Genomic DNA, 22,584 nt, shown 5'->3' with positions numbered 1-22,584 from the left:
AAAGCAGTCGTGCGCCCGCCATCCACTCGCAGCATCTTACTGGGAGAAGGGATTCTGAAGAGATGGCGGAAATTCGGCAATTCATTCCTGAAGAGAACACCACAAAGCAGCAAGGATCAGACCTTCTCGGCGACTTTACGACGAACTGGCGAGTGTTGCCGATCTCTGGGCTTGCCGTCGTAATCGGAGTTGCGAGTGCGTTCATCGCGTTGATTCTGCTGAAACTCATTGGGCTGTTCACGAACCTCTTCTTCTTTCAACGCTGGAGCACGGCGCTGGTTTCGCCCGCAGCAAACCAACTGGGATGGGTGGAATTGTTTGTGCCCGTCGTCGGGGCCTTAATTATTGGCTTTATGGCGCGATACGGGTCGGAGAAGATTCGTGGTCACGGCATTCCGGAAGCCATTGAGGCAATTCTGCTGAGAGGCGGCAAGGTGGAGCCGCGAGTCGCGGTGCTAAAGCCGATTTCAGCCGCGATCTCGATTGGCTCAGGTGGACCGTTTGGAGCCGAAGGTCCAATCATCATGACGGGCGGTGCGTTCGGTTCGCTGATTGCGCAATTCTTCCATCTCACAAGCGCAGAACGCAGAACTCTGCTCGTTTCCGGCGCCGCGGCGGGAATGGCCGCGACATTCGCTTCGCCGCTGGCTGCCGTGCTGTTGTCGGTCGAACTGCTGCTTTTCGAATGGAAGCCTCGGAGTTTAATTCCAGTTGCATTGGCGAGCGTAGCAGCAACGGCCACCCGGCGGTACATCATTGGCATGGGACCGCTGTTCCCTACTCCGCCGCATCCGGCATTCATCGGCCCGCAGGGACTACTTGGATGTGTGCTTGTTGGCTTGCTGGCAGGTGCGTTGTCGGCACTGCTGACACTCGCTGTGTACGCCGCAGAAGATTTATTTGGAAAGCTGCCGATTCACTGGATGTGGTGGCCCGCTATCGGCGGATTGGTTGTGGGCGCGGGTGGATTGATCTTCCCGCAGGCTCTTGGCGTCGGATATGACACGATCGGCGCACTACTGGCTGGTAAGGCAACTACAGGGGTGCTGTTGGGAATCCTGCTGGTGAAGTCGGTGATATGGGCCACGTCGCTGGGGTCGGGGACTTCGGGTGGTGTGCTGGCGCCTCTGCTGCTGATGGGAGGTGCGCTGGGTGGCCTCGCCGGAAACTTCTTGCCGCACGAAGGCGCGGGCTTCTGGCAACTAATCAGCATGGGCGCAATTCTCGGCGGAACGATGCGCTCGCCTTTTACTGGCGTCGTATTCGCCGTGGAACTCACGCATGATCTGAATGCGATGCTGCCATTGCTGCTGGCTTGCATTGTTTCGCACTCGTTTACCGTGCTGACGCTGCGGCGCTCGATCCTGACGGAGAAAGTTGCACGGCGGGGATACCACCTGAGCCGTGAGTACTCGGTTGACCCGCTGGAGATTCTCTTTGTGCGCGAGGTGATGCGGACAAACATTGTGGCGCTTCCAGCGGAGATCACGATGGATGAGTTATCGAAGGTACTGCATCACAACACGAGCCCAAAGCGGCAGCGGCTCTACCCCGTGGTGGACGGCGAGAAGCGGTTGATTGGAGTGGTAACGCGGCAGGAATTGACGGAGATGTGTCAGCACGATTCAGGCTGCTCGCTCTCACAACTGCTGCGGAAGGACGCGCAGGTTGCGCATCCAGACGAACCGCTGCGGGTAGTCGTTTACCGCATGGCGGAGACAGGGCTGACGCGGTTTCCCGTGATTGAGCGGAACCATGAACGCAAACTGTTGGGGATGATTTCGCTTGATGACCTGCTTGCGGCGAGAACGAAGAATCTCGAAGCAGAGCGCCGTCGCGAACGGGTTCTGCCGCTGAACTTAATCCTGCCGTTCAGGTCTCGGGGGACCAAGCGGGCAGCATAGCTAAGGAGTCTCAGAACCACAATCACCGCTAATGCAAACAGTCTCCTAGCGCACGATGATCTGATTTGGAAGGTTGCCCAGAATCTCTGAAACTATTTCGGCCTACCTGTCGTATTTAGGACTAAGCTGTTCCGCGTGCAAATTTGCGTTCTCGAGGAAAGAAGATGCGCAGGGGGCATATAGGATTAGGCTGGATTGCTCTATTGTGGTTCGGAGTCGTGAGCGTGCCAATGATTGCCGGCGCGGCATCGAACGACAGAGCCAAGAAGAATTCTGACAATTCAATCGTAATCACGTTCAAGGATGGCCATCAGCAGGTCTTTTCGCTGGCCGAGATTGCACGGATAGAGGTTAGACCGTCGACAACGACTGCTGCCTCGAGCACCTCGGACTCCGGCATGAGTACTCCCGGAAGGCACCGTTTCGTTGGCAAGTGGACGGTCGGCGACGGCAATGGTCGCGACATTTATTTCGTCTTCAAAGAAGACGGACAAGCCACAAACACGGTCGGTAATGGTGGCCACGGCACTTGGACTTATTTTGCCGGCGAAGCGCGCGTGAGTTGGGACAATGGCTGGCACGACGCTATTCGCAAGGTGGGTACGAAATATATGAAGTTCGCCTACCCACCTGGAACGTCGTTCGATGGTAAGCCCTACAACGTGACCGATGCCCACAGCACTAGCCCCGAACCGATCTAAGGCCCGCTGAATCATCAAACCGTAGCGTCTGCGACGGCATAAATGGGAAAGGCCGCTTTTCAGCGGCCTCTTTTCACTATGCACACGAGTTTACCCGATCAGTTTCGCTGCTTCCTTTGCGAAGTAGGTCAGGATGATCGAAGCTCCAGCGCGCTGGATGCTGAGGAGCGATTCGAGCATGACGCGGTCGTGGTCGATCCAGTTGTTCTGAGCGGCAGCCTTGATCATGGCGTATTCGCCGCTGACCTGGTACGCACCAAGCGGAACATCGAAACGGGCATGAGCCTCGGCAATGATATCGAGGTAGGAGATGGCGGGCTTGACCATGATCATGTCCGCGCCTTCTTCAAGGTCGAGTTCGATTTCGCGCATCGCCTCGCGGGCGTTCGCCGGATCCATCTGATAGCTGCGGCGATCGCCAAACGACGGAGCCGAGTCGGCTGCTTCGCGGAAAGGTCCGTAGAAGCCGCTGGCAAACTTCGCCGCGTAGCTCATGATCGGCGTGTTCTCGTATCCGTGGGCATCGAGCGCGATGCGCAGGGCTTCGATACGGCCGTCCATCATATCGGACGGGGCGATGATGTCGATTCCGGCTTTGGCCTGCGAAACGGCGGTCTTTGCGAGGATGTCGAGCGAGGCATCGTTGACGATCTCGTATTCAGTCTCCGGCGTGCCACCACTGACTTTCTTCACGATGCCGCAATGCCCGTGAGACATGTATTCGCAGAGGCAGACGTCGCCCATGATGATGAGGTTTGGTACTTCGGCCTTGATGGCGCGGGCGGCGCGCTGAACAATGCCGTCCTCTGCCCAAGCTCCGGTGGCGATCTCGTCCTTCACTTCAGGCAGGCCGAAGAGGATGATCGCGGGGATGCCGAGCGAGTAAACTTCGCGGCACTCCTTAACAGCTTCGTCAACCGAGAGATTGTAAACGCCGGGCATCGAACGCACTTCTTTGCGGACGCCTTCGCCGGGGCAGATGAACAACGGATAAACAAAACCTTTGGGAGTGAGACGGGTTTCGCGCACAAAAGAACGCAAGGCTTCAGTGCGCCGCATACGGCGCTGGCGATTGATTGGGAAGGCCATAACTTAGGAAGTATAGTCCCGAGCAGGGTGCGGGTGTGTGATTGCAATCACAAGGGGATCTGGATCGCCTGGGCAGAGCTGGGTGGACCGCTTCGTGGGAGAATCGATGTATGATGCGTGGCGGTGAGGGTCCGGAACTCGTAGTGGTGGCGCGATTTCTGATGGAGCAGGAGTTCCTGTTTGCGCGAGGGCGGCTGGAGTCAGCCGGGATCGAGTGCTTTTCATCTAACGAATATCTGAGCCGCATTAGCAGCGGAATCTACAACGGCATAACCGGAGGGATTGCGCTGAAGGTGCGCGAGGAAGATGCGGACGACGCGCGAGCGATTCTGAAGGATCCGGGAACGCCTTATATTGTGCGCTGAAGAGCTCGACCTGAAAGGTAAGACCAAATGAGCAACGAACGCCGATTTGATCCTAAAAGCCTGGAAAAACTGGAAGCGCCAGACCGGGGAGAGCAGTTTCCTGTACAGGCGATCATGGATGCCGTGGGAGCGTGCGGGATGCTGAACGTGGCCGATATTGGCGCGGGCAGCGGATATTTCACGCTGCCGCTGGCACGAAGGGTGGCTCCCGGGAAAGTTTATGCCGTGGACGTTTCGCCTGAGTTGCGCGAAGTGCTGAGGGAAAAGCTGGTCGCGAAGGATGGTCTGAAGAATGTCGAGTTAATCGCTGGGGAGGATCGGGCAACGGGTTTGCCAGATGCTAGTTGTGATCTGATTTTCCTGTCGGCGGTGTGGCACGAGTTTGACGATCATGCCGCGGCGCTCAGGGAGTTCACACGGATAGCGGCACCGAATGCTAAGCTCGCCATTATTGATTGGCGTCCGGATGCAACCCGCCCACCGGGGCCTCCGCTGGAACATCGCATACAACGATCCAAAGTGGAAAGTTCGCTGGAAGAGGCTGGCTGGGGCGTCGTGAAAAGCGACATCGTAACGGACTGGACCTACATCGTTGTCGCACAGCGATAGGCAGGTTTTTCGCTAGTACACGAATCCTATACACGAATCAGAAGCTCTATCGAGATAGGGCCGGAGCAGGCTGACGCCACGGCAGCCCTGTGTCGCGGATATATAATTTGAATTTGGGATTCTAGCAGGATAAGAAACAGTGCGGAAGGAAGAGCATGCCGACTGACGTAGTTATGCCTCAGATGGGTGAATCCATCTTTGAAGGCACCATCACCAAGTGGCTAAAACAGCCCGGCGACAAGATTAACCGGGACGAACCTTTATTCGAAATCTCAACTGACAAAGTGGACGCCGAGATCCCGGCGCCGGCGTCGGGTGTACTGAAGCAGATTTTGGCCGAGGCAGGGAAAACGGTGCAAGTGAACTCGGTCGTCGCCGTCATCGACGAGTCTGCGATTGGTGGGAATGGTGGTGGCGCAAAGGCTGCCGAGAAGACGACCGCACCGGCGATTGGTTCGCCTGAGCCGAATCCGGTGGCTAAAGAAGCTCCCAAGCCCGCGACTGCGGCAAGCGGACCAGCAACGAACGTTGTCATGCCGCAGATGGGTGAATCCATCTTCGAAGGCACGATTACCAAGTGGCTGAAGAATGTGGGCGAGCAGGTCACGCGAGATGAACCACTGTTTGAGATTTCGACAGACAAGGTCGATGCCGAAATCCCGGCGCCAGCCTCAGGCGTGCTGTCCGAAATCAAGGCACAAGCGGGAACTACGGTGCAGGTGAATTCCGTAGTTGCCGTGATCGGCGGAGCCGCCGAAGGCGCTGCGCAACCCGCTCCTGAAGCACCCAAGGCTGCGGCTGCCGTTACCGCACCCGCAACAGTCCAAGCGACCGGGCCTCAGGCACCGCCACGAGATATGGGACCGACCTCATGGGAAGAGGTACGCACCTCGCCTCTGGTTCGCAAGCTTGCGGCTGAGCACAATGTTGACCTGCGACAGATCCAAGGAACAGGAGCAGGCGGCCGCGTCACAAAAGACGACATCTTGGCCTTCATTGATCGAGCAAAAACTGCGCCTGTTGCTGCTGCCCCGGCGCCTGCTGCCGCGATCGCTACCGCAACGCCCGCCACGGCGCCTGCCTCGAAATTTGCGGGCACTCCGGGTGTTGTCGAGCCAATGTCAGTAATGCGCAAGAAAATCGCCGAGCACATGATTTTGTCCCGCCGTACCAGCGCGCACGTGCACACGGTGTTCGACGCCGACATGACTCGAATTGTGAAGCTGCGCGAGAAGAACAAAAACAAGTTCCAGCAAGCGACAGGGCTGAAACTCACTTACACCCCGTTCTTCATTCGTGCAGTCACTCAGGCTTTGCGCGCATGGCCGATCATGAACTCGTCCGTCGAAGGCGACAGCATCAACTACAAGCGCGACATCAACATCGGCATCGCCGTGGCACTCGATTGGGGATTGCTGGTTCCGGTCATCAAGCATGCAGATGAGTTGAGCTTCGTTGGGCTGCAACGTGCCCTCAATGATTTGGGCGAACGCGCACGCACCAAGAAATTGAAGCCGGATGAAGTGGCAGGAGGAACATTCACGATCACAAATCCGGGGATCTTCGGCGCGAATTTTGGGCTGCCCATTATCAACCAGCCACAGGTCGCGATCCTGGATCTCGGTGCGATTGTGAAGCGTCCCGTTGTGATCACCGACAAGGAAGGCAACGACACAATCGGCATCCGTTCGGTGATTACGATGGCGATAGGTTTCGACCATCGCGTGATCGATGGAGCAGTCGCCGACCAGTTCATGATGGTCATCAAGAACATTCTTGAGAACTGGAGCGAACCGATCGTTTAGAGGCGTTCTTACGACTAACAGCGGCGGGCTTCGGCTCGCCGCTAATCTATTGCAACAAAGAGCGGCAGACACGAATGTCTGCCGCCAGCACATCCGAAAAACCTTACTGTCCTGCGCTCACCTTCTCTCGCTGCAATATTGCTTTCACCTGATCCAAAACCGCCGAGAGTTTATCCGCGTATTTCGGATCAGTCGCCCAATGCTTTGAGAGTTCGCGTATAAATGCCACCTCGTCCGAGAGACACTGCCTCGCCGCGGCGTAAACAGGACTGCGACTTAGAATGCCATCACGACAAGCGAAGCAATCCTTCATAGATTCATACTTCGCAAACTCAGCTTTAACCGTGAAGGTCATGCCATTGTGACATTCTTTCGTTGCCATCTTGATGCGCTCATGTTTGCCATGCGCCTTCAAGCCAAAGTAGTTGTGAGCTTCAGTGGAGAGCCTAGAAGCTCCCCAGTTGCTCTCGAGCGCTGCCTGTGCCACCGTGATCAGGGGGTGCATGCCGCTCTGCCGTGAACTTTCCAACGCAGCTTCGTATGCCAGCGTTACAAATTCTTCTTTCGTCATCAGTGATGTAAAACCCTTATTGAATCCAGCGTGATATGTAGCAGTGTCAGCAAGATCCCCGCTGCCACTCCAATGCCCGCGACGCGTTGCAGCGCCGACTCGTGCCGCTGAAGCCTCAACTCCAGCTCTTGAATCTTTCCTTCATTGCCGTTTCCAACGATCCAGCGCATATGTGTTTTGAGTTCGCCCAGATCGCGAAGCACTCGTTCTTCAAAACTTGTCATTGTTTATGCATCCAGGTGCAGGACCGAAGCGTAAGGCGAATACTTCGCCGGAGAACTCGCATCGAATTGCTTCAGAAAAAACTCTTGCGTGTTCGTCGTTCTCGGAAGCGTGAAGGTTCGCGTTGTGAAACGACCGACGAGATTGCGGTCCACTGTTGCGCCCCAGCCCCAATCTCCCTCGACGCGAACTTCAAATCCTCCTCCCGGAAGCGGATCTGCGCCGACATCAACGGTCATACTTGTTGCGCTCCAGCTCGTGACGCGAGCATCGGGCAGTGCTGCGGGCCGCGAAGACACGTCCTCGTTCTTCTCGCTCGACACAACGGAGATCAACGCGCTGCGCTTTGTGCGTGCGAACTCGATGGCTATGGGCTCGGCAGATTCGTTTGCAAATCGCACTTTCACCGTCGCATGACTATCCGAGAGATCCTCGAAGTCGATCTCGACCTCACGCAGGATAACCGCGCAATTCAGGTTCAGGCTTTCGATTTGCAAATTCCACAGCTCTCCCGGGTGCACATCCTCCTCACCTTGAGGCAGAAGCGAGATCCAGGTCTGGTATTCGCCGCAACACGGCGATTTCGATAGATCGTCCAGCAATGCTCTTGCTGCCTGCTCACAATCCAGCGATGTACGCGGCGCGGGTACAACTACACGAAGCACCATTGCGCGGGTGCCGCTGTCTTCGGCATTGTGAAGCGACCGCACGCTCTCTGAATCAATCACACGTCCGCAAGCCAAGCCTCGTGCACGATAGAACACTTCGATCTGTTCACCTGCCACGGGCTGTGCGACGGTGCTGAAGTGCAGTTCCGGAGTGGAAGTAAAGAAGCATTCCGCACCCGAAGCGATATCCCCAATCAAACGCGTGCGCCACGGTTGTCCTGGCGCAGCGGATTGAACCCAAACGGCGCCGTTCTTGGTCGCTCTCGCGTGCCCGAGCGTGCACTCGAGGTTCAAGCCCCACAGCGGGCAGTAGTCGGCATATGCAGGTACGTTGTCGAGAGTGCCGTCGAACAGCACCGTTTGCGCCGCGCCAGTCGAAGACGCGTCCTCCGGATCAATCTCTCGCATCGTAAGTACGACGTGTGTTGTACCCGACCACACCTGCGAACTGCGTGCGTTCCCTTGGTTGCACACGCTACTCGAATAAACCTGCCCGGCGCGAATCGGCTCCGGATGAAACATCAATGTGCGGAATTCATACCGCTTATCTGGGGAAATCTGCCGAACCGGCGCATTCGACACGCCATTTACGATGGGCAGTATCTGACCATTGGCCAAAAGCACTCCTGCAAGGCAGTAGTTCAGAGCAAAACCACCGCTGAACAATCCTCCAATGACTCCCTCACCCGCCGTGTAGGTAATCCCGGTCTGCTCGAGAATGATAAGGCCACCTAATTCGACGCAGTCGCGATAATGCAGGGCAACTGTTCCCGCACACGACACCCCACTCTGCGTAAGTGAGAGCGAATCCGGATATTCACTCCTCCATTTGTTCGGATCTAGTATCGGGTCACGGAAGTCATCATCCACCTGAATTTCCGGTTCTAATCTGAATGGCAAACGCGACACCGGAAACGCCTGTTGCTTTCCGGTAGCGGTGAAGCAGTCGCGAACATACATGCCGGGCTCCGTGCCTCCGACGACCGTCAGGTCGTTCGCACACGGCTCGCCCACCACGATTTTCAGAGATTCCGGAGAAAATTCCGGATCTGCGTCCGACAGCGTCCGTGTCTCACTCCCTAACGCCTTCAGCGTGGCGGCACGATTCTGCATTTCCAGAACGGCCCGCGCGCTGTTTGCAATCTGACTTGCGCTCGCGGTCCAAACTTCTCCGGTCTCCACGCTACATATTCCAGCAGGTGCGACGTCTTGCAATCCCGATATCTCAATCGCCGGATTGACTTCACGCGCCAGCTCGGTAATTGCAGCTCCCGCCGTGCGGCCACCCATAGCGGGATGTTCGCTTAACGCCTGCCGGTCGAGGACGTTCATCTCGCCAGTTGCATTCAGCGTCAACCGATACACGTTACAGGTCGTCCCTCTGCCCAGAAACTCTGGCTGCGGAGCGCTCAGAAGGTAGCCGCTGAACCACAGGTCTCCTGTATCGCGATAAAGCTTCACCTTGCTTCCCGCGAGAGCGCTCACCCCTAATGCTTCGCAAGCTAGATGCGCCAGCAGGGTCGGCGGCTCATTCAGCTTGCGCACGATCTTCGGTGGCATCTCGGCATCGAGCCACGCGGTGTAATCCTTTTCACCCGCTCCATCCAGGTTGTCGATTGTTAGTCTCACATTGCCCCTCACCCGCACCCGGTCAGTTCGGCGCGCATCAAAAACACGAAGGGGCGAGATCTTCGCCCCTTCGCTTATGTCTGACTCTGAAACTGCCTCGATTGTTCTTCTGCAAACTCGCTTGCGCCAGCGATTACTCGACTTGGGTCTGCCGGAAGGCGCAGGTCTCGAGAATCTGAGCCGTCACCTTGCGCACATTTCCGTTCTCGGTCGAAACTTCGCCGAGCACACGCTACCTCTATTTCTCAGCATTGAACCCGAATACAAGGAGTCGATCGCGAGCCTCAGCGTTTCTGTTAAGTGCGACCTCGAAGAGATACGCGATGCCATCACGGACGCTGAGCCAGACCTATTAGCGCTGATGCAGTCATTGCATCAACGTTGACCTTCAGTACGCAGGAATAGCGTCCGTCGGTATATAGGATCGATAACACACTCCAGTTTCCCCGTCGTTCGCATCTGTCGTCGGCAATGCGATGAACTCTGCGTGGAGTGCCAATGCGTTAATCCCAGAGGCTTGTTCACTCGCCGCACTGGGTAGAGATGTCGTCGTCTCCTGGGCTGGTGAGGCCGACTGCAATCGCGGATAGTAAAAGTACACTCGTCCTCCGCTCTCCTCATCGAGTGCAAATAGCGCCGCCCATTCTTGAAAGAAACTGCCGCCTTCTCGATCGACAAATGCGACTACCTTCTGCACCCGTGCTCCGCTCGCCGGAGCGCCTCCGAGCAGTGGAGCCTCGAGTTGCAATCCCGTTTCAGTCACCGCTGCGATCGCCGCAACGTTGTAGCTCACCCTGCGGACGGCGTCCACATCCATTGCCACGCCTGTTGCCGCTACTGCTCCCGTGATCCCCGTTCCAAGGCTCTGCATTCCGGCGGCGTAATCGACATCGACAACCACCAGATCTCCAGCCGAATACCTGCTCAACGCTGCTGGATCCAGCAATATCAGCGACGCCGTTGAGCCTGCCTGAACGCGATCTCCCGGTTTCGCAGCACCACCAGAAGGCCTCATCTCCGAACCAGCACTTTCCAGCACGTTCATATGTTGAGAACTGGCCGATAATGCCATTTGCAGTTTGCCCCATTCGCAGAAATCTAAACTCACCCGTGCATCCACCAGCCTGCGAAATTGCGCTTGTGCAGTTCCCGTTACTCCCGTCCGCACGGTTCCGACATGCGTTCCCGAGGTGCGCTTCAAATTTCGGATCAGGCCAAGGTCCACCCAAGGTGCCGTAGGGTTATTCAGGTCGAACGCGATCGAGGGATCAAATATGTTCGCAGCCCCATTCACCGGAGCAAAGAATGCGCGAACCCGACCAGAGTATTGCTGCATCGCTGCTCGTTGCATCACTCCTCCTCCTCGAAGAAATAGACCCGCAGGTTAGCTGTTCTCTGAAGCATTCCATCGGCCTCGCGTAGAGCATCCATGGCGGGTTGCGTCCAGAAGATATTTGTCCCCAGCAGCAAAGGAGGGGTTTTCGTGTAGTCGCGTTTCCCGGTTGATCGCTGTCGGCATATCTGGAGCAACTCGCAGTCCATTGCCGTCACAACGCGTCCACGATCCGTGCTTAGCATCGCATTGCTTCCCCGACTGCCGTAACGTATTTCACAATCGAGATAACGGAGTGATCTGCCCTCAGACACTTCACCCGACGCGCCCCAACTTAAAAGGAAAGCATTCGGCATCTGACCGTATTCGACTTGCGCCTCGTTCTCTAGCGCGACCACTGCAGGGCGCACGACACCATTCACAGTGATCGTTCGGCTTGGATTCAATGCTGCGAGTCGGTCCACCATTGCTCGAAAGAATGTGTCTTTTGCAGCCTGCATCAAGCCTCAATCTCCATTTCGCAGATCAACCCCGTGCCGCCGCAATGCTTCACCGTCACGTGCAGAATTTGGTATTGTTTCTCGCCAATCCGCAACATCGCTTTCTCAACGCTCAACTCGTCAGACGGAGCCCCTGCATTCATGAGCGCTCTTTTCACCGTTCGAGGTGTTGTGATGGCCAACAGTGCTGAGCCATTCACATCGGTTTGTAGCAGCACCGGTTCCAACTCGATTTCATTCACCAATGGAACAGCCACCCCAAGCCCGGTCTGTTCATTCACGAGCGCAGGTTGCGGCAGTAGCAAATGCGCCCTCCTTGCGCCCAATGCACGAAGAGTGGCAACGGCAGCCTGTTCCCTCCCTATGTCAGAATTCCTCATTACGCCAACCTCTGCGCAATGAACGGAGCAAGTAACCGCCTCACATCTGCATCGACCAACGTGTCGCTGAAGTATTCCAGGTACATGCGATCAATCCTCTGCTTCGATACATTCAATGCCGGAGTTGCGAGCGCGTTCTTCACCAGCTTTGCGCATGCTTGTTTCACTGCCTGTGGCACCTCGCTGTACCCAGCCGTGTACGTCACTTCCAAATCCGTTAGCGCGGGCGAAAGCAGTCCCGCACCCACCAGGACTTCCCCGCTTTGTGCATCCACGTCCAGTGCGTCAGGCGAAACAGTGACCCACCGAACCGGAACGGCAAACGCCTGTGCCACCTCGCAAGCGAGTTCATTCCACGCTGCTCGTTGCAGGGCAGCGCTGGAGTATCGCCCCCTCGCCTGCACAATCGGCGATGACACTCCATCCACCGATGCCAGCGGCAGGTATGAAAGCCTCACGATTCGCGACTGTCCCACCCGGAACCGTTCCATATATTGCGCAATGCCGAAACCCTTCCTTCGGCAATGCGCATCGATTAAGTCCGACGCTGCACTTACCAGGCTGTCCGGAGTTGTATCTTCCAACCCGAACAGTGCGTACTCTTCCGCCGATAGGTATGCCATCATCTGCTCTTCTTTCGCGCCGCGGAGGAGGAACAAACATCCTCCTCCGCACGCCTCTTACGACTCCCGCTGCTCTAGCTAGCTTGTTGCTCACATCCGCGTTCAGCGAATGTGGAGCTCACTTTTAGCGGTTTACGATCACCTTGGCGTGTGCGTATCCGGCGCCCTTCACCACAACACCGCCGAATTTCGCGACCACCAACTGACGAGCCAGCGAGCCGCTCATTCCAAGCTGGAACACACGCGGGTTCGCATCGGTCAACCAGTGATACTCGATCAGGTCTTCCGTCACAATGTAGGCCGGAAGCGTTGCCGATCCGCTGCCCGGAGTGCCGCTGTAAGGCAGCGACCATTCCGGAATCAGGGGCAATTCGCCTGCCTGCGTGGACAGCGTCTTCACTGTTACGCCGCCTGCAATCTGCGTCGTGGACAATACCAGGTTGAACTCCTGTTTCATCTCACGGTCGATGAGGTCCAGCAAAACGGGATTCGCATAGATCGCTGTCGGCCGAACCTCGAAGCTGGAGTTTGAAACCATCGCCGCAATCTGCGACTTCAGGCCGTCAATAATGCTCTCGGTCGTAGGCACCGTGGCGACATTTCCGCCGTCTGCAATCTGTTGCGCTACGCCGTAATACTGCAACGTCGTCGGAGCGCTCAACGAAGTGTCATTGCCGTTCCACAGCGCAACATCGTGCGTACGCATCAGCCCATCAACCGCATCCGCCAGGTCTTTCGCCTGCAGGAAAGCAAACTGCTCCTGCTGCTGGCCCACTTCAATGTCGAAGAGGTTGTAGTTGATCTGCGACACCAGAGCCTTCAACGGAACGGATCTTTCAACGCGGCTCGGCGCGTTCACCGTCGCAACGATATTGCGTGGATCAACAAACGCGCTGGTCGCCGCCGGAGAGGCGATCGCCGTCTGCTCAAAGAAACGCGACGGATGTCCGCTAGCCGGAACATTCTTAATGCGCTGACCGAAAGCACCACGGCGGCGCACGATGTCGAAAATCTCTGACTGATAGCGGTCAATCTCAACCGCGCCCGGCGCCATGAAGTCTGCTGCGGCATGCAAATCCACAAATTGCGTATTCATTCTCTTTTCTTTCCTTCTCTGCCGGACTCAATCCGGCTCGGTTATCCGTCGCACCTTCCGTGCCCGGGTTATTGCAATCTCTTTCTCACCTATGAATCGTTCACCGCGCTGTTAGCCAGTCAGGGTTAGTGGTTCTGACCTTTTCTGAATTCGACTTAAGCGATCATTCCCGCACGTGCCAATTCGGCCTTTACTGCAATGCGCTGTTCCACCGTCAACACACCCAGGGCCTTGTCTAGCGCGCCAGACTCGATCTCCGCACCCTCGCCCACTCCGCTCTTTGCGAGCAGTGTGCTTACCATCGGCGCCAGCGTCTTTCGCCCTGCTCTCAGACGCAGCTCGCGATTTTCTCTTTCGAGTTCCGCAACCTGTTCGTCAGTCGCAGCGTTGGCCGCCACTTCCGACTCGCCGCATTCCCCAGCAGTTTTTTCGACCGTGGCGATAATTCGATCGATTTTCTGGTTCAGCGCCTCGTACTGTGCTTCCAGCTTTCCGATCACACTTTCCAGCACATGCGCCGCGCTGCTCAACTGCGCCGCACATTGCTCCAACAGACCCACCTGGTTTTCTTCGTCCATTTCTTCTCCCAATAAAAAAAAGCCGGCGAATTTGCCGACCCTGCCTGTACACCGTCGTTCATTGAAGCCTTGAAACTCTGAAACGTTCGCCTTACGCTAGTTCCACGCTCGTATCCCTGTAGGCCGCCTTCTCACGCAGCAGAACCGCAGCGCCGGTGAACGTAAAATCAGTTGCTACCCACACCGGAGCCTCGGCATCGACCACACGCACGTCTGCAATTTCGTAACTCATCCCGAGTTGTCCCTTGCGACGCGTCATCTCATCGATCACCTCGGGAAAGTCCCGTGCGAACAAGTACCCAGTCACATCGAGCCGCTGCCCTTTGCCCTCCTTCGGACTCAAATCCGCCGAAGTAATAATGCCAACCTTCCGCCGAGCATCATGCCTGTCCAACTCCGGAGCGTAGTCCACTGCCATCCCCAACAGAGAAGGCAACGCCTTCTCCGTCGCCTGCGCAGTGAGCATCACCCGATGCCCACGCGCACCGCTCGGAGCCCGATCCGAAGGCGTATTCGCCAAGGTCAACACCCCACGGAATTCTTTCCGGTTCGGATGCCCATCCACCTGCGGCATTGCCAGTGCCATCGCCTCCCACTGCATCCTCATCCTTTCTCCCCCGAGTTCTCCAATGCCGTCCATCCCCTCGACGCTCTTGCCTCGTTCACCGTCAGCACTCCGCTGTTCAGCAATATCTGATCAATCTGTGCCTGCGCCAGCGGATCCGTCGCATCCAGGTCCAGAAAGACAAACTCCAGATCATCCCACCCCAACCGCTTCGCAATCGCATCCCGCGTGATGTGCTCGGCGAACAACCGGGCCGTCGGCACAATCGCCGTCCTGAATGCCGACTTCGACAACTGCTCGGCCGTCGCCCGATTCACATCGGCCTCCACGCCCAGCAGCAACGGAGGTAGATCAAACGCACTGGCAATCACTCGGATCAGGAACTCCTGCCACGCAAGTCTCAGGTCCGCATCCGTCCCCACACCAAAGCGCAACACCTCGGGCTTGCTTTCCGCCGTCAGGATCGGCACCTTGCCTGTGCCTTCGATCTCGTCCTGCCACCACCGAATCAAGCGCTCGTGCTTTGCCGGATCCTGCTCCTGCATCCACAGCGCAAACTGCACCACCGAATTGCTTGCCAACTTTGCTGCGAAACGATGCGCGCTCAGAAACTCGTGAATCGTCTCAAACGCCACCTCGAGCCGTCCCAACCCGAATGGCGTATGACTCCTCGCATTCAGCCGGATGTAGGACAGTTCGCAATCTTTCAGTTCGATCTTCTGCCCAGCGCCCACTGCTGACGTCACCTGCACATATCGCGGCGTATCCGGCTGCCCGTTCCAGTCCGCCCGCATCTGAATCGTCGCCCCATCCACCGGATACAGAGTCAGCGGCTTCGTCTCATCCTCCGTCAACCGCATCTCCACCGCGCCATAGCCGCCTACGATGATGTCTTCCAACACCTGCTCGGCAAACGAACGGAAGGAGTCATCCGGATTCGGCTGCTCAAGCGTTTCCGTCAGCACTTGAATGCGATTTCGCATGTCGTCATCCAGCACACGCCCACGCCGTGGCTGAATGCGCCAATTCATTCCCGCGACGCGATCCTTGATAGTGTTGATCGCCTTGCGCGCAATTGGCGTTTCCGCAAAACGGTGCAATGCTTCCGGTGTTTTCTTCGGCAGCAGTTCCGGCCTAGCTCCTCCGTACGTCTGCAAAATCGAGGGCAGCGGCGCGGTCCTGCGCTTTGGCACCTCTCCCCCAAATGCCCGCAATCCCGCCCGCCGCACCGGCTCCCAGATCCTCTCCGCAATATTCATTCGCCCTCCACGCAACAAAAAAGGACGCCCTTTTGGCGTCCACCTTGAGACCTTATAACTTTGAAACTTTGAACCCTCGCCTCTTACTGCAATCCCATCTTCTGCCGAATGCTCAGCCCAATCCTTGGCAAATCCGCCACGGTCGCAACCATGATGTTGCTTGCAGCCAGCGTCTCCAGCGCAAACATCGTCATGTCATCTTCACGATCAAACTCGCTCTCCACAATCGCCGTCAGCGCCGTTTCTGCTTTTTCCGTGCGCATGACGCCTTCCCGTATCTTCGGGTAGCTGAATGCCAGCACCTTTGCGGCATTCACATCGGTCTCCAGAGACACTGCGTGATACATATGCACCGTGCCGTTCGGCCTGTAAGCCGTATCGATTTTCAGCGGATCGCCTTTGTGCGTGTACTCGCTGACGGCAACATTGTGGCGCATCAGCGACCAAACTCCCTGGCGATCAAACTCCCTGCGCATGGTCTGGAAGATCTGCATCCTGCCGCTCACAATGCGCGACTCTCTTTTTGATCGCTCTAGATAGATCTCAGCCAGCCGCCCGATCTCTTCCTGCGGCGAATCGGCCAGCACGGCCTTCACCGCCGTCAGTTGCAGTGCATTTGAGAACGTATCCTGCATGCGCTTCAACAACCAATCCTGGCTGGCTCCTCCCTCGATAATGCGTTCCTTGATCTCACGCTCAAATCCCTCGAGCAACTCGATATCTACGTCCGGATCGAGGCACCGTACCCTCTTCCAGTCCCGCGTAAAACGCACGTCTGCCCAACCGCCGTTCGCTTCCATCAACACGACGCCCACATTCACAAACTCGTCCTTCACCGCGTCCGGTACATACCGCAGCAGGAAGAACTCGCATTGTCGTCGCTCTCTCATCCCGGATGCTTCTCTGACTGCCTCACGCCCTCATCCCGCAATTGTCTACGCCTACCGCTCACCAAAGCCTGAAATCTTCTCTCAGTGAACAACGTCCACCCATTTCGGGAACGGTTCCCGACTCGAGTTCCTAAATTGGACAATCAAGTCTGCCACCCGCGATCGTCGCCGGACCAACTCCTCCACCAGGCGCTCCATGTCACAGCTCTCGCCGTACCACGCCGTGGGAATTTCCTCCGCGCATCCCCAAATCTTCTGCTCATCCATCGTTTCGATGTTGCCCAGCCATGGGTGGAAGCTCTCCCAGCCCGTCACGTCACGGTACACGTCATTCCGTGGATAAACCGCCCTCAATGGCGCATCTGGAAACGACCACTCTCCCGCATTAAAGCAGTATCCCTGATCTACGAACGAAACTGTAAACTTCCGCTCCCGGCTCTTCTTCCAAAATGCCGCCTGTCGGCCGTTCGCATTGCACGTCCACTTGTCCAAGGCGAGCATTCCGGCGAACGCCCCCAGGTTACGCACGCGGTCCAGCATATGCTCCGGTAGATAGTCGTAAATCAGGCCCTGCATCGGAGGCACGACCATGCGCGATCCAAACTGCAATCCCGGGGTGCACGGCTTTGAACCGTGCACGAGTTCAAACTTCAATTCCGGAGTATGCTCGACGAGCCACGAATCCACCTCTACTACCTCAGTCGCAGGAACCGGTAATCCCGCAACGTGCGCCAGTCTTGTCGCGAGCATTTCATTGGCGAGCACCCGTGTGCACTGCGGGTTTCCCTGGAACTTCACAACATAAAAGAAGCCATCGGAGCATCGCATCAAGTGACTCTGCGATCCGCCCCGCATCCTTCTCACATGTTGTACCGCGACAACCGCCAACTGCTCCTCCGACGTTCAGCTACATTGCCCAAAGATATACTCTAAACTGCCTTACCCACTTTGCGCATTTCACTACACGTGAATCACTTCATCTCTCACCGCGAGTGCCATCGACATCGCCATGATCGCGTCGTCATGAGCCCCTTCAGCCGCCGCGATTCTTCCATCCCCATGCCGCACAAATGTTCTGCATTCTTCCAGCAGTCTTCGGCTCTGAAACAGCTCCGAACTGGTCACCAGCACCGCACCGAACCTCTCCAGCATGGTCGGTCTGGTCAAGACAGTGGTCACCCAACCCGAATACCTCCGATTCCGATACAGCGGTTCATACTGCTCCACGCGCTCCAGCATTGCCAGTACCGCGTGGCCATGGTTGTTGCGCTCAACAACCATTAAGCCGCCGTTATATTCGCGCCCAAGCTTCGCAGCTTCGTGCGCTAGTTCCTCCGGAGTGTAGTGCCCATACAGTTCCGCGCATTGCAACCCACTCGCTCGATCGATTACTTCCACGCATGCATAGTCGCCATTCGCGCCTCCACCGGCAGCATCGACGCCGAGAATGTATTTCCTTCCCGCCACCGGAGGCAGCCACACTTGGATGCGTCCATTCTCGCGACTCTCAACCGGTGCCGACACTTCTTGCAGTCGGGCCTCGATCTTCGTCATGTCGAAGAACGCCATTCCACTCGCCAGGAAACACGTCGACGGATCCTCCGCAAACTCCTCCGCCCCCTTCACCCCGAAGTTGCTCTTCACCATTCTTCTGAATGCAATCTGCGCCCGATCCAGCCCATAGCTATCCATCAAGCGCACTTCGTCCTCCTGCAGCGGCACTCGCAGTAGTTGTTCATCGTTTGCACGATATGTACCATCCATCCACCACGGGAAAAAGTGCTTCACGTACCCAGTTTCGTCAGCTCTCTGCCACTCGCGGAAGAAGCAGCCTCCCACTCCATTCGGAGTTGATTCCAGCACAATCTCCCCATCGGGTGGCACGGCGGCTCGCACCGATGCCAGCACATCTGCCGCGTTCGCTCCCCACCGTGCCACCTCCGAGCAGTGCAGGTTCCGAATCGTCAGTCCCCGTCCAGCGTTCGCGTCACCCGCGGTCTCCACGCGATACTCGCTGTCCAGCGCCGGAAACACCAGTTGTCTCCGGTTCGACTTCGATCTTCGCAGCGCTCCGCGTTTCAGGTCCTCTGGCAAGTTCTCCACGAACCTGTGCACCATGCGGAAGATTCCTTCCGCGGCCTCCCGCGTATGCGCTACCTGCACCGTCAACGTGCCTGGCCTTGTAATCGTGCTCAAGAAGAATCTCGCCGCCACCCACGTCGAGATCCCGAGCTGCCTGGCTTTGAGCACAATATTTTTTGACCCGCACTTCAAATCAAACTCGCGCTGTGCTGGATTCGCCTCCAACCTCACCATTCGTCCGCGCTTGTCGCGTACCCTCAGCAAACTCGCGGCCAGTGCTTGTCTAAAGCTTTCCTGCCCCGTCCTCTGATCCAGTCTCTTCCCAAACTCCACCAGGGCTTCCAGATCGATCTTGTCCTGCTTCCCTCTCCTCGATCCGGAAGCCCTTCCCCCAATCCCCAAACTCACCTCACCACGCCCGGCCCTGCCGGGTGCCCCACCCGTCCACTCGCGCTTTTGCGAGTTGAGGGTGGGGTATTGTCCGTGCTCTTTACGCTCGCGAAATATCGCGAACCTTCTGCCTATTCCTTCGCCACCAACCCCAGCACCGCTGTCGCGATCGCGCTCGCCAGCGAAATCACAGTTCCGCTGCCGATATGCCCCAACGAAATCCCCTGCTGCTGCAAGATTCCCAGCACCGTTGTCGCTCCCAGAAGAACTCCCGCAACACTTGTCTTCGGATTCCCAACCACTCGATTTACCATTCCAGCCATTTCACCCTCCAATGAAAAAGCCGCTCACCAGGAGCGGCTTTCCTTCGTTACAATTGCGTGTTATTGAATGACCCTCACGTTATACACGCTGACCGCCGGCGTCGCCGCCGCCATTGCGCAAACCTTCACCGTAGCGGTTCCGGCCGAGCTTACATATGCTTTCCAATTGATCGCATCTCCCGGATAACTCACCGGCGAGGCCATCGCCACCATTCCCGCAGTCGCGCCTGCGATGTTCACCGTACCCGACACGCACTGCCCTGCCGTCAAGGCTGATCCACCGATGTTCCCCGTACTGCCCGCACCGAAAAACGTCAGGCTGGAGCTCGTCGCAGAAGGCTGCACACCGCCGTTGAACTGGCCAACTCCTGTCGCAGCATTCAATTGGTAGGTCTTCGAAGTTCCGCCATCGCTGAACCCTTGCAGCACTGCGCCGCCGTACAGTGAGCCTGCGCCTTTGGCCACCCAATTACCCGCCACACCTACCGTGAAGTTGCTGTTCACGCTCAGATAGTTTGCAAGGAACAAGTTCGCCGGTCGGTTCAACGCGCCGTTTCCGATGTTGCACCCGCCATCACTATGGCAAAGCAGGCTACCATCGCTCGCCATATACCAGGAATTATTTCCTCCCGGCATGAACTGAATCGGCATCCCCGAACCGCTGTACAACGACAACGCCATCGGAACGCCCGTGCCGCCATTCTGCGGTGCGATCATCCAGTTTGTGGAGGACTGGGGAACAATCGCCAACCTTTGATAGTTTGCGTAATCTGCGCCACCCTGATAGCCGCCCAGGTTGTAGAAGTTCGCACCCTGGCCCTCAATCGAGGATTTCGTCAGCATGTACCCTTGTGCGTTGATCGTACCGGGAAAATTCGTTCCTCCCGGGCCCAACCCGATCCATTGCGTAGATGAATTTGGATTCCCAAAGTAGAGGTAATCCGATCCAACGATCTTCGCCATCCAGGCACAATCTGTCGTGCTGTTGAATGCGCACAGCTTTTGATAAACGAGCGATCCGCTGGTCGCCTTGCCTTCAACAGAAATGCCCCAATTCGATCCCGCCGGAGCGCCGTTATTGACCCTCGGCTTGAACGTCACAATGTCAGGATTGATGTACGAAGTTCCGTAATACTTATCTTGAAAATTGCACGGCCCCGTATTTCCACTGACGCTCGTTCCATCCCCGCCATCGTTCAGAGTAGTGCCACCATCGATGCGACACATGTTTCCGCTAAAGTCAGTCTGAGCCACCGCAGCATCGATCTGCACAACTCCGCCGACATGATTGCGAACAATCCGAGTGTTCGTCGCTGCCCCTGTAACCCAAACCAGATTGTAGGGAGAAGGCCCGTTGTCCAGATCGTTATCTTCGATTACGACGCCCGTACTTCCGTTCACCTTGATAACCCACGAGTTCGCCGGATCGCTCAATGCATAAGGAGGAACGCTGTAGTTCTCCAAATGATTTCCAACAATCGCAATCGGGCCGGCATGGCTCGGAGTTGAATTCACCTCAATGTTCTCCAGTGCTCCGGCACTGATCACCAGGTGATTGTTGTGTATCTGAACGTCATCACAGCAGTTCGATTCCAGCACGATGTTCTTGCCGCCCGTTGCAGAGTTCTGCAAGCTCATGCCATGAAAATCGACGCCGTTTCCGCTCGCGAACCTGCTGCTTCCGATCGTACCGGCTCGAAAATCGACATTCACCAGTGCGCTTTGCAAGATCGCTCCGCCGTGAATCTCGCCCTGCTCCACTCCTTGCAACACATACCCGTACTGCATAGCGCCCGAGTTGCCGTCCACCGACACATTGTCGATATCAAACATCGCGACACCGTTCAGCGATACTCCGTACGGAGTGGACGACGCGATCGATTTGATCGAGACGTCTCTAAGCACCAACCCTTCGATGATTCCACCTGATGTTGCGCTCGCAACGCTGATCGCGCCATTCGTTCCAGTCGTCGCGAACACCGTGCCTTCTCCACAGCCACTTACCTTCACATTGCTTGCCTGAACCTTCAACATCGGGTCTGCTGCACCGCTGTACGTGCCGCATCCAAGGATCAGTTGCGTCCCTGCCTGCGTCAGCGTCACCGTAGACCCCCAGCTTTGTGCGCCACCCAACTGTGTTGCATCGACCGTGCAGTTTGCTGCCCATGAGCAGGAGGCCACTGCCGCCGCAATTCTTGCCGCTGCATCGGTTCCAGCGAAGCAAGCCGCATTCAGCACACCATTCACCTGCTGTGCCTGCAGCATTCCACTCCCGACCGGAGCGGGACACGATGTACCCACTACCAAGCTTCCGGAAAAGCTGCCATCGGTTCCGCTCACTGCTCCTGGCGTCTTGCTACCAATCGCTCCCGGAGATGAAAGGCTGGGAATCTGCGTCACGAGTTCTGAGATCTGCTGATCGACATACTGTTTGTTCGTGGCCGCCCCCGCATCGCCAGGCGCCGGAACCACAGGTGACGAAACAAATGTCTTCACTCCCTGAATCGTTTCCGCCCCATTCAAGTGCACAACCGAACTGGCAGAAAAACTACTGAGCGCCGTATCCAGTGCATCGCGTGTCAGAAATTGCGCTGCCACCTCTTGCGGCACCATCTTTGCCCGAATCGCCGCGATCGTCGTTGTGCTCGCCGCCGGAACCACCCAGAGCTCCTGGCTTGTCGTGCCATCGTTCAGCTTGATCACCACGCGGTAGTACGTCCCCGAAGGGTTCGAGCCAGTATTCGGTATTAGCGGGATGGAGATGTGTCCGTTCGAATCTGTCGAGACCGTCATCTCGCCCGCCGCGACCGCCTCGCCCGCGCTGGTCGAGAATCCACTCCAGCGAATCGTCACTTTACCTTGCGCCACCGCTCCATTCGCGCGATAAAGCGTGTCCTGCACCAGCGTCTTCGCCGGATAGGCTTTGGCCGAGGCAGTGCTCAACATCAATGCCGCCCACATAAAAGTCAAAAGCCGCCTGAGCAGGCGGCTTGAGTTATCCA

At 56.9% G+C, this 22,584-nt stretch carries 23 protein-coding genes; 6 read left to right on the top strand and 17 right to left on the bottom strand.

Features of this window, described 5'->3' with window-relative positions:
• Positions 1–62 precede the first annotated feature (62 nt).
• Entirely contained in the window at positions 63–1,904 is a 1,842-nt protein-coding gene (locus tag AC6IZD_RS01465) for a chloride channel protein (RefSeq protein ID WP_497785904.1), read from the top strand.
• A 224-nt stretch (positions 1,905–2,128) separates the two neighbouring features.
• Complete coding sequence (locus AC6IZD_RS01460) at positions 2,129–2,605, top strand: hypothetical protein (RefSeq protein WP_497785903.1); 477 nt, start codon at positions 2,129–2,131, stop codon at positions 2,603–2,605.
• Between the two features lie 90 nt (positions 2,606–2,695).
• Here the strand turns inward: AC6IZD_RS01460 and hemB are convergent, their stop codons facing one another.
• Positions 2,696–3,694, bottom strand: a complete 999-nt coding sequence (gene hemB / locus AC6IZD_RS01455; RefSeq protein ID WP_497785902.1) for a porphobilinogen synthase — start codon at positions 3,692–3,694, stop codon at positions 2,696–2,698.
• Positions 3,695–3,804: 110 nt separating this feature from the next.
• On the opposite strand from hemB, the gene AC6IZD_RS01450 reads away from it, so the two are divergent.
• The 3 genes from AC6IZD_RS01450 to sucB all read left to right on the top strand — a co-directional run bounded on the left by AC6IZD_RS01450 (position 3,805) and on the right by sucB (position 6,473).
• Positions 3,805–4,059: a putative signal transducing protein gene (locus AC6IZD_RS01450; RefSeq protein WP_497785901.1), complete on the top strand. Its 255-nt coding sequence runs from the start codon at positions 3,805–3,807 to the stop codon at positions 4,057–4,059.
• Between the two features lie 27 nt (positions 4,060–4,086).
• A complete protein-coding gene (locus tag AC6IZD_RS01445; RefSeq protein WP_497785900.1) occupies positions 4,087–4,668 on the top strand; it encodes a class I SAM-dependent methyltransferase in 582 nt (193 codons plus the stop codon).
• A 155-nt stretch (positions 4,669–4,823) separates the two neighbouring features.
• Positions 4,824–6,473 carry a 2-oxoglutarate dehydrogenase, E2 component, dihydrolipoamide succinyltransferase gene (sucB, locus tag AC6IZD_RS01440; protein ID WP_497785899.1) on the top strand — a complete coding sequence of 550 codons (1,650 nt, stop codon included), beginning with the start codon at positions 4,824–4,826 and terminating at the stop codon, positions 6,471–6,473.
• Between the two features lie 103 nt (positions 6,474–6,576).
• Here the strand turns inward: sucB and AC6IZD_RS01435 are convergent, their stop codons facing one another.
• From AC6IZD_RS01435 to AC6IZD_RS01425, 3 genes are read right to left on the bottom strand one after another with little or no spacing between them, the layout of a single operon-like run.
• The gene (locus AC6IZD_RS01435) at positions 6,577–7,044 is read right to left on the bottom strand and encodes a glycoside hydrolase family 73 protein (protein WP_497785898.1); all 468 of its coding nucleotides are present in this window, start codon (positions 7,042–7,044) and stop codon (positions 6,577–6,579) included.
• A complete protein-coding gene (locus AC6IZD_RS01430) occupies positions 7,044–7,268 on the bottom strand; it encodes a hypothetical protein (RefSeq protein ID WP_497785897.1) in 225 nt (74 codons plus the stop codon). Before AC6IZD_RS01430 ends, AC6IZD_RS01435 begins: the two co-directional genes overlap by 1 nt.
• A 3-nt stretch (positions 7,269–7,271) precedes the next feature.
• On the bottom strand, positions 7,272–9,563 hold the full coding sequence (locus AC6IZD_RS01425; protein ID WP_497785896.1) for a hypothetical protein: 2,292 nt from the start codon (positions 9,561–9,563) through the stop codon (positions 7,272–7,274).
• A 76-nt stretch (positions 9,564–9,639) separates the two neighbouring features.
• On the opposite strand from AC6IZD_RS01425, the gene AC6IZD_RS01420 reads away from it, so the two are divergent.
• A complete protein-coding gene (locus tag AC6IZD_RS01420) occupies positions 9,640–9,948 on the top strand; it encodes a hypothetical protein (RefSeq protein WP_497785895.1) in 309 nt (102 codons plus the stop codon).
• A gap of 3 nt (positions 9,949–9,951) precedes the next feature.
• On the opposite strand, the gene AC6IZD_RS01415 is transcribed toward AC6IZD_RS01420, so the two are convergent.
• The 13 genes from AC6IZD_RS01415 to AC6IZD_RS01355 form a co-directional block, all read right to left on the bottom strand.
• Positions 9,952–10,914, bottom strand: coding sequence for a hypothetical protein (locus AC6IZD_RS01415; protein ID WP_497785894.1), 963 nt, complete (start codon positions 10,912–10,914; stop codon positions 9,952–9,954).
• On the bottom strand, positions 10,914–11,396 hold the full coding sequence (locus tag AC6IZD_RS01410) for a hypothetical protein (RefSeq protein WP_497785893.1): 483 nt from the start codon (positions 11,394–11,396) through the stop codon (positions 10,914–10,916). The genes AC6IZD_RS01415 and AC6IZD_RS01410 overlap by 1 nt, the downstream gene beginning before the upstream one ends.
• Positions 11,396–11,776, bottom strand: coding sequence for a hypothetical protein (locus AC6IZD_RS01405; RefSeq protein ID WP_497785892.1), 381 nt, complete (start codon positions 11,774–11,776; stop codon positions 11,396–11,398). Before AC6IZD_RS01405 ends, AC6IZD_RS01410 begins: the two co-directional genes overlap by 1 nt.
• Positions 11,776–12,435 (bottom strand): hypothetical protein, encoded by a 660-nt coding sequence (locus AC6IZD_RS01400; RefSeq protein ID WP_497785891.1) that lies wholly within the window; start codon positions 12,433–12,435, stop codon positions 11,776–11,778. Before AC6IZD_RS01400 ends, AC6IZD_RS01405 begins: the two co-directional genes overlap by 1 nt.
• Positions 12,436–12,523: 88 nt before the next feature.
• The gene (locus tag AC6IZD_RS01395; protein WP_497785890.1) at positions 12,524–13,495 is read right to left on the bottom strand and encodes a hypothetical protein; all 972 of its coding nucleotides are present in this window, start codon (positions 13,493–13,495) and stop codon (positions 12,524–12,526) included.
• A gap of 155 nt (positions 13,496–13,650) precedes the next feature.
• A complete protein-coding gene (locus AC6IZD_RS01390; protein ID WP_497785889.1) occupies positions 13,651–14,073 on the bottom strand; it encodes a hypothetical protein in 423 nt (140 codons plus the stop codon).
• Positions 14,074–14,164: 91 nt separating this feature from the next.
• Entirely contained in the window at positions 14,165–14,680 is a 516-nt protein-coding gene (locus tag AC6IZD_RS01385) for a hypothetical protein (protein ID WP_497785888.1), read from the bottom strand.
• Complete coding sequence (locus AC6IZD_RS01380) at positions 14,677–15,897, bottom strand: phage portal protein (RefSeq protein WP_497785887.1); 1,221 nt, start codon at positions 15,895–15,897, stop codon at positions 14,677–14,679. Before AC6IZD_RS01380 ends, AC6IZD_RS01385 begins: the two co-directional genes overlap by 4 nt.
• Positions 15,898–15,980: 83 nt before the next feature.
• The gene (locus AC6IZD_RS01375) at positions 15,981–16,787 is read right to left on the bottom strand and encodes a DUF3037 domain-containing protein (protein ID WP_497785886.1); all 807 of its coding nucleotides are present in this window, start codon (positions 16,785–16,787) and stop codon (positions 15,981–15,983) included.
• An 81-nt stretch (positions 16,788–16,868) separates the two neighbouring features.
• Positions 16,869–17,642, bottom strand: coding sequence for a HipA family kinase (locus AC6IZD_RS01370; protein ID WP_497787548.1), 774 nt, complete (start codon positions 17,640–17,642; stop codon positions 16,869–16,871).
• A 105-nt stretch (positions 17,643–17,747) separates the two neighbouring features.
• Positions 17,748–19,271, bottom strand: a complete 1,524-nt coding sequence (locus AC6IZD_RS01365; protein WP_497785885.1) for a phage terminase large subunit family protein — start codon at positions 19,269–19,271, stop codon at positions 17,748–17,750.
• A gap of 119 nt (positions 19,272–19,390) precedes the next feature.
• Positions 19,391–19,582, bottom strand: a complete 192-nt coding sequence (locus tag AC6IZD_RS01360; RefSeq protein ID WP_497785884.1) for a hypothetical protein — start codon at positions 19,580–19,582, stop codon at positions 19,391–19,393.
• 60 nt (positions 19,583–19,642) lie between these two features.
• Positions 19,643–22,528 (bottom strand): hypothetical protein, encoded by a 2,886-nt coding sequence (locus AC6IZD_RS01355; protein WP_497785883.1) that lies wholly within the window; start codon positions 22,526–22,528, stop codon positions 19,643–19,645.
• Positions 22,529–22,584 lie beyond the last annotated feature (56 nt).

Source organism: Koromonas humicola, from assembly GCF_059726255.1.
Note: the sequence above shows the minus strand (reverse complement) of the source record. Positions and strands in the feature narration are given on the sequence as shown.

Coding starts and splice junctions, on each gene's coding strand:
- AC6IZD_RS01445 (WP_497785900.1), top strand. CDS start 4,087: ATGAGCAACGAACGCCGATTTGATCCTAAAAGCCTGGAAAAACTGGAA.
- AC6IZD_RS01390 (WP_497785889.1), bottom strand. CDS start 14,073: ATGGACGAAGAAAACCAGGTGGGTCTGTTGGAGCAATGTGCGGCGCAG.
- AC6IZD_RS01380 (WP_497785887.1), bottom strand. CDS start 15,897: ATGAATATTGCGGAGAGGATCTGGGAGCCGGTGCGGCGGGCGGGATTG.
- AC6IZD_RS01355 (WP_497785883.1), bottom strand. CDS start 22,528: ATGTTGAGCACTGCCTCGGCCAAAGCCTATCCGGCGAAGACGCTGGTG.
- AC6IZD_RS01430 (WP_497785897.1), bottom strand. CDS start 7,268: ATGACAAGTTTTGAAGAACGAGTGCTTCGCGATCTGGGCGAACTCAAA.
- sucB (WP_497785899.1), top strand. CDS start 4,824: ATGCCGACTGACGTAGTTATGCCTCAGATGGGTGAATCCATCTTTGAA.
- AC6IZD_RS01435 (WP_497785898.1), bottom strand. CDS start 7,044: ATGACGAAAGAAGAATTTGTAACGCTGGCATACGAAGCTGCGTTGGAA.
- AC6IZD_RS01375 (WP_497785886.1), bottom strand. CDS start 16,787: ATGAGAGAGCGACGACAATGCGAGTTCTTCCTGCTGCGGTATGTACCG.
- AC6IZD_RS01465 (WP_497785904.1), top strand. CDS start 63: ATGGCGGAAATTCGGCAATTCATTCCTGAAGAGAACACCACAAAGCAG.
- AC6IZD_RS01450 (WP_497785901.1), top strand. CDS start 3,805: ATGATGCGTGGCGGTGAGGGTCCGGAACTCGTAGTGGTGGCGCGATTT.
- AC6IZD_RS01360 (WP_497785884.1), bottom strand. CDS start 19,582: ATGGCTGGAATGGTAAATCGAGTGGTTGGGAATCCGAAGACAAGTGTT.
- AC6IZD_RS01395 (WP_497785890.1), bottom strand. CDS start 13,495: ATGAATACGCAATTTGTGGATTTGCATGCCGCAGCAGACTTCATGGCG.
- AC6IZD_RS01405 (WP_497785892.1), bottom strand. CDS start 11,776: ATGAGGAATTCTGACATAGGGAGGGAACAGGCTGCCGTTGCCACTCTT.
- hemB (WP_497785902.1), bottom strand. CDS start 3,694: ATGGCCTTCCCAATCAATCGCCAGCGCCGTATGCGGCGCACTGAAGCC.
- AC6IZD_RS01415 (WP_497785894.1), bottom strand. CDS start 10,914: ATGCAACGAGCAGCGATGCAGCAATACTCTGGTCGGGTTCGCGCATTC.
- AC6IZD_RS01420 (WP_497785895.1), top strand. CDS start 9,640: ATGTCTGACTCTGAAACTGCCTCGATTGTTCTTCTGCAAACTCGCTTG.
- AC6IZD_RS01410 (WP_497785893.1), bottom strand. CDS start 11,396: ATGCAGGCTGCAAAAGACACATTCTTTCGAGCAATGGTGGACCGACTC.
- AC6IZD_RS01385 (WP_497785888.1), bottom strand. CDS start 14,680: ATGAGGATGCAGTGGGAGGCGATGGCACTGGCAATGCCGCAGGTGGAT.
- AC6IZD_RS01370 (WP_497787548.1), bottom strand. CDS start 17,642: ATGCGGGGCGGATCGCAGAGTCACTTGATGCGATGCTCCGATGGCTTC.